Origin of the sequence: Acinetobacter sp. V89_4 (assembly GCF_029967875.1) — a bacterium.
Lineage (GTDB): Bacteria > Pseudomonadota > Gammaproteobacteria > Pseudomonadales > Moraxellaceae > Acinetobacter > Acinetobacter oleivorans.
Genome location: NZ_JASCAI010000009.1, coordinates 1 through 7,150, shown reverse-complemented (window position 1 = coordinate 7,150; position 7,150 = coordinate 1). Strand labels below are relative to the sequence as shown.

Here is a 7,150-nt window from a genome sequence, read left to right as displayed (position 1 = left end):
TATCATTGCCAGAATCACCAAAAATCAAATCATTGCCAAGCTGGCCTAAAATAGTGTCATTTCCAGCTCCGCCATAGGCAAAGTCAACTCCTTCTCCTAAAGCAATTTGGTCGTCACCACCTTCAGCCATGACAAAGTCATCGCCCTCATGCGTAACGATAATGTTATCTTTGATATTGCCTATAGCTACATCTACAGATTTGGTTCCTAAAATATCATCAACATTGAAACGTTCAGTGTAAGAGAGTGTATTGCTAGGTGCTGTACCACCAGAGTTACTACCAGAAACAGAATGATCTACCAGATGCATGGTTTTCTTATAATAATCTTTACCATCACTTGTTTTTATCATTTCACCTGTGATTAAGAAACGAGAGGCCCATGCTTCCTCAACGGTGCCATATTCATTTTCATAATAAACTTTACCTTTGTAAATTGAACCGACTACTTTAGACAATACAAAGTTCACTGCAGCTGCAACTATTGCCCCTCCAATTGGCGTTAAAATTACACTAGCTGCTGCCCCAATATATGTAGAGATCGCGGCAATTGCAGCTTGTACACCGAGCATCGAATATTCAGAACTGTTTAGCTTATGATCATCGATTAAGCTGGCTGCTGTAGTTACAATCGCAGCAACAGCTCCCTGTCCAGCAGGTGATAAAGTTATAGAACCTGCTGAATTCACCATAGTCAAACCTGGGACAGAATTGGCAACAATTGTATAAGTAGCCGCAGAAGAAACTAACGTACTGGCAGCTAATGTGGCATATTGTGAGGAGTTATAACCTTTACCATCAACAACCGCTGTGGCAATGAACTTTGAAAGAGAGGAAACCAGTACTTGCCCCACACCTTGGGTTAGATGTGATGCATTGGTTCCAAACACTTTATCACTAATTTTCTGAAGAGCGATGACTGCTTCTGACTGGCTCAGTTTAGTTGTATTATTTGCTATAAAACTCTGGAAGCTATCACTAATTTTGTCTTTCGCATAAGTCTCAAAATATTTTTTAACAAAGGAGTAAAGTAGTTCAGATTCAGACTTTGTCCCATTTACTAGATTATTAAAGTTCTCACTGAACCATGCTTGTACCGCCCCATTAAGTGTTTCCACATTAAAAATATCATTAAATATTTTCTGTGCGCCATTAAAAATATAATCAGCCTTTAATTCCCAGGCTTCTTGGTGATCTATTGCGGCTTGAATAACTTGTGTTGTATTTGTTGCTGAATTGACAGCAGAATATAGCGCAGTCAGATCACCGGTTGAAGAATTAAGTAATGACGGATTAACACCCATCTTTGTTAATAAATTATTTAATTCTGCTTGACTTAAGAGAGTTGACTCCCCCTCCAGAGTCTTAGAGGCAGCAACAAGCTCATATTTACCAGTTACTGCATTTTTATGTGGCATCAGTTCAATGACACCCTTATCACTACTAATAATGATAGAACTGTTGCTCCAAACAATATTATTATTAGCATCACGCACTCTATTAATATCAGTAGTTATAGTTTCATTTGTAGTGACAATTGTTTTATAAGTACGAGTAATTTCTGTAGTTAAGTTAGTAGTTTTTTCTAATGTTCTAACACTTGTTAAATTATTATTAGCATCAAGCTTAACTTCTATTTCATTACCATTTATATCGGTATATTTTTGCGCAGAACTACTATCTTTATAAATAGTGATAGTTGCCTTATTTCCATTCAGCGTTCCTACAAGCTGATAACCACTAGCATTATCAAGCACTGTCACACTTTCTGCCAAGAATTTATTCCAATCTACCTCTGAGGGCATAAAATGAAAAAGGTTTGAAGTATTTGAATTGATAACATTATTACCAAATTTTTGTATCCTAAAATTTCTCTCATTATTTAATATTGTTTGTAAAGAGCCCGGAGCCTCTTCTTTAATAAAAGTTTTAACCCCACCAGCTTCATAGTACCATTTTTTATTTTTATAATCATAAGTATATGTTTTTCCATTATAATCTAGCTTATCAATACTACGATTAGAAATGACTTTAGTTTGCTTAGCAAATACTAAAAGTTGGGTCTTTGCCCATTCTTGACCAAATGGGGTGCCTAAGTTTTCCCCATATTCTAATAAGGTTATAAAGGCTGAATAAATAGTACTACTATCTAGGACATCATCCCAAAAAGCTTCAGCAGCTACTTTACCCTTATCTCTAAGAATATCTTGATATATGTCTTCAAATGTCCATGCTGTAGCATCTAACTTCATCTGATCGACAAATACTGCTTTATGATAATTACGTATATCCTCAATGGTTAAATCTAAAGGATTTTTTGTAGTAGGTGACTGTAGGTAATTTTTACGCATTGCAAGATCAGCTTGCATTATTTTTGTACCAGTCTCCCAAGCTTCTTGTGAAGTCTGTGTTTTACCAGTTTTATTCAAATAATAAGCAGCAAAATGTCCATTTGCAGATTGACCTAAAAGACTTTCATTGGTGACTACAGATAGGGCTAGAGTTGCATATCTATCACCTTTATTAGATAAGAATTTCCAATAGTTATAGCGATCTCCTGAAGATGCATATTTTTCTAATTGGACCATATCCGCTGAAGTTAAGGTTGCCATTGGTTATTTTTCCTGAAATGATTTAATTAATAATGTGAGTTTTTTCTCAATACTTTGCCAATCCGACAAATATTTATCACTGTAATTTGCACTAATATTTAAAGATAATTCTGGAATATCAAAATTATGCTTACATCGATACAATTTAGGATCAGCATAAGCTTCTAATTTTTCTTCTTTAACTACACTGGTTTGGGAATCACAACGGATATATGTTGTAACTGAACCCTGTTCATTTTTTTTAAAGAATATTTTATGGTGCTGAGCATCCTCAATTACATCTTCGGGATACTTTTTATCCCATTCTTTATGGGGCACGACTCTATAGAAACCACCAGGAACACTTTGTCTTAATGAGGTTACTTCTATTAATCCTAAATCAGACCGATTTTTAGTATTTATATAATTAAACAACTCACCTTTCAAAAATGTATTTTTAGTATGGAACACTGCACCTAATTCGGTACTTAAATAATTTTTAGGAATAGAAAATTCTGTCTCTCTATCTTTTCCTATTCCCCCATTAAATGCCCAACTCTCCAACTTTAAAAGCATAATTCGAATATGATACGCCTCCATATCTTTGGGTGTTTCTGTTTTGAAAATATGTAAGTTTTCTAAATTTTTAGGTTCAAATTTTGGAAGTAGAACTTCAAAAAGCTCTTGGCAAGTATATACATCGCAAATTTCCTCTTTTCCCTCTTTAACTCTTACTTTTCTCTTCTTCTCTTCCTCTTCTTTTAAAATTGGTTCAAAAATAAAAGTACCACCATCAATATAAGTGGCAGGAATATTTAATACCATTCCATCTGGATTAGTAGAAGATGGCCAAGTCTGCTTAACAATTGGAGGATGCTTAAAAAACTCTTTTTCTCTTTTCTTTTCCAAAAAGTTCTTATAAACAAAGAAGCCTAACACGACAACAATAAAAGCGCCAAATAAGTATTTTTTTTTAAATAATAATTTTCTTTTCATTTAAAATTTTAAATTAAGCACACTTAAATTCAATAATATATTAAATATTAAAAACCTACAATCTATCTATTATTTATTATTTTAATCTTGTCAGTTTGTATAATTATAAAAAAGCCCCTTTTATTTAGGGGCTTTGTTTAATTTATTTCCAATTTGCAGTAATAACAGGATTCAACTTTGTCTGGTAATCTGCAGATAAGGATGTTTGTCCAACTGCTGGGGGCGTTAAACTTGCCATTGCATTTACTAGATTTTGTACTTGTGAATCTAATAACGTTAATCCATTACCAGATTTAAGTTCTTCTACATGGTAGGCATTTCCTAAATACCAATCTTTAATAACCGCTTTATCAGTTGTACCGATAACACTTACTTCAAGGTTGTTACCTGTTTTCGTAAACCACAACTGGTTGGCTGCTATATTACTACCAAATGATAAGGTATCTTTATTTCCAGCTGTAGCATCATTTTCAACAATAGTATCCATATTGCTGCCACGGGCAAAAATATAATTATCATTACCCTTATCGCCTGTTAGAGTATCATTGCCTATCCCACCATCTAATACATTAATTCCACTATTGCCTGTCAAAATATCGTTATATTTGGACCCTGTTAAATTCTCAACATTGAGTAATGTATCAGAACCAGAACCACCTGTTGCTTGTGCAGCAGTATTCGATAAGTTAACGGTAATGGCAGATGTCGCATTTGCATACGTAACTGTGTCTATACCTGCTCCGCCATCAATAATATTATTCCCTGCATTTGTGTAAATAATATTATTTAAGGCGTTACCTGTTGCATTGATACTTGCTGTACCTTGTAAACTCAAGTTTTCAACTTCGGCTGCTAATGTATGAGACACTGTTGCATAAACTAAATCAGTTCCACCACTTGCAGCTTCAACAACAACATCTGAGGCATTGTCTACATAGTAGGTGTCATTACCTAAACCACCTTCCATTCGATCTGCGCCAACACCACCATTTAAAGTGTTATTTGCAGTGTTTCCAATCAAAGTATCGTTATAAGCAGAACCTGTTAAATTCTCGACATTGAGCAATGTATCTAAGCCAGAACCACCTGTAGCTTGGGCTGCTGTATTTGATAGATTTACGGTTACAGCTGCTGTAGCGCCAGAATATGCAACCGTATCTACTCCCGCCCCGCCATCAATAATGTTGTTTCCGGCATTAGAGTAAATCGTATTATTTAAAACATTACCTGTTGCATTGATACTCGCAGTACCCTGTAAACTCAAGTTTTCAACTTCAGCGGCTAATGTGTGGGTTACCGTACTATAAACTAAATCTGTTCCACCATTTGCAGCTTCAACAATAATATCTGAGGCGTTATCTACATAGTAGGTGTCATTCCCTAAACCGCCTTCCATACGGTCTGCACCAACACTACCATTTAAAGTGTTATTTGCAGTATTCCCAATCAACGTATCGTTATAATTAGAACCTGTTAGATTCTCAACATTGAGCAATGTATCAGAACCTGCTCCACCTGTAGATTGAGCTGCGACATTTGATAAATTTACGGTTACAGCTGCTGCTGAGTTTAAATAAGTGACAGTATCCGTACCTGCTCCACCATCAATAATATTATTTCCAACATTAGAGTAAATCGTATTATTTAAGGCATTACCCGTTGCATTGATACTTGCTGTACCTTGTAAATTTAAGTCCTCAACTTCAGCGGCTAATGTGTGGGTTACCGTACTATAAACTAAATCTGTTCCACCACCTGCAGCTTCAACAATAATATCTGAGACGTTATCTACATAGTAGGTGTCATTACCTAAACCGCCCTCCATTCGGTCTGCGCCAATACCGCCATTTAATGTATTATTTGCAGTATTCCCAATCAACGTATCGTTATAATTAGAACCGGTTAGATTCTCAATATTTTTCAAGGTATCAGAACCTGCTCCACCTGTAGCTTGTGCTGCAGCATTTGATAAATTTACGGTTACAGCTGCTGTAGCACCAGAATATGCAACAGTATCTACTCCAGCTCCACCATCAATAATATTATTTCCAGCATTAGAATAAATAATATTATTTAAGGCATTCCCCGTTGCATTGATACTTGCTGTACCTTGCAGGCTTAAATTTTCGACTTCTGCCGTTAAAGTATATGTAATTGTTGAATAAACTAGATCAGTTCCGGCATTTGCAGCTTCAACAATAACATCTGAGGCGTTATCCACATAGTAGATATCGTTACCCAAACCACCTTCCATGCGGTCTGCTCCAGCACCACCATTTAGAGTATTATTTGCCGTACTTCCAATTAAAGTATCGTTATAAGCAGAACCTACGATATTTTCAATATTAGTTAGAATGTGCTTACCCATCCCTGTATCTTGTTCGGTGGTAAGTGATAAATTTACTTTAATCATATCAAAGGCGTTTTCATAACCAATGGTATCTACACCTTCACGACCATCTATAATTGTTTTATTAGGGGTATATAAAGTAAATTTATTATTTAGACTATTACCAAAAAATTGGTTAGTTAAGCCTGTTTCTTCAAATTCTGCCACAAATAAGTTTTCAACTTCATTATATTGACTAAGATCAAAATAATTGATCCCGCCACTTACATTAATCTCATCTGTACCTTGATTCTTGTATTCAAGAATTGTTGCATATAGATCCATACTATTTTTCTTTTCAGCGAAATAGTAGGTATCATTACCTAATCCACCTTCCATTATTCGGTAATCTTTATCCGTAGATGTGGCATCGACCCATCCACCACCGCTTTCACCAAGGAAGGTATCATTACCTGCTCCACCACTCATGTAGCTTCGAGCATATCCACTAATTTTATCATCACCATCATCACCATAAAGGCGATCATTAGCCTGAGTTGACATAGTCCCTCTTATGTCATCATTACCAGAACCACCACGATAATAATCATTAGAATAGGCTGTTGCAGCTGCATCAGTTAAAGAATAGCCACTAAAAGATTGAATTAAATCGCTACCTTCACCGCCATAAATGAAGTCCTGATGAGCACCAGCGTAGATCTCATCATTACCGCCATTACCATTGAGTAAAGTTGAACCATTACTATTTTGGGCAAAAATCATTTCTCCCCATTCAGCTCCGATGACCTGGTTTACATTCTCTGTAACTTTTTGTGTTGTTCCATTTTCAGCAACAACGTCTTGATCCTTGAAATGAGTATAAATTACGTCTGCTTTTAGCGCTTGGACAACAGTATAATGTCCACCAAAGATACTACGTGCTCTTTTAGTAATATTTAACTGTATGTCATTAATAATCATACTAGCATCTGGTCTTTCATCTGGGGATGCACCTTGTCCATTTGCTTCCCAGCGCTGAAAAATTGCTGATTTACTTTGTACAGCTTGAGCTCTCGGGTTAAAAGTATTTAATGTATTTTGAATCGTAGTCAGGGTTGTTGTTATCTGATCTGTATGAGTGAGCAAGGTCGGGGTAACAATATTACCAAAGGTTATACCCTTTAAATCATAATACTGCCCGTTCTTAAATTCTAAATATTCTATTGCTGGACCAG

The 7,150-nt window shown here is 35.7% G+C and carries 2 protein-coding genes and 1 pseudogene; all 3 read right to left on the bottom strand.

Translation table 11 applies throughout. The features are described from left to right. Positions 1 to 2,611: pseudogene (locus QLG01_RS03060) on the bottom strand (hypothetical protein); the annotation flags it as partial. Positions 2,612 to 2,614: 3 nt separating this feature from the next. Continuing rightward, positions 2,615 to 3,586: a hypothetical protein gene (locus tag QLG01_RS03055; protein ID WP_282495802.1), complete on the bottom strand. Its 972-nt coding sequence runs from the start codon at positions 3,584 to 3,586 to the stop codon at positions 2,615 to 2,617. A 142-nt stretch (positions 3,587 to 3,728) separates the two neighbouring features. Then, positions 3,729 to 7,150: calcium-binding protein (locus tag QLG01_RS03050; RefSeq protein WP_282495801.1), on the bottom strand; the 3,422-nt coding region annotated here is incomplete at its 5' end.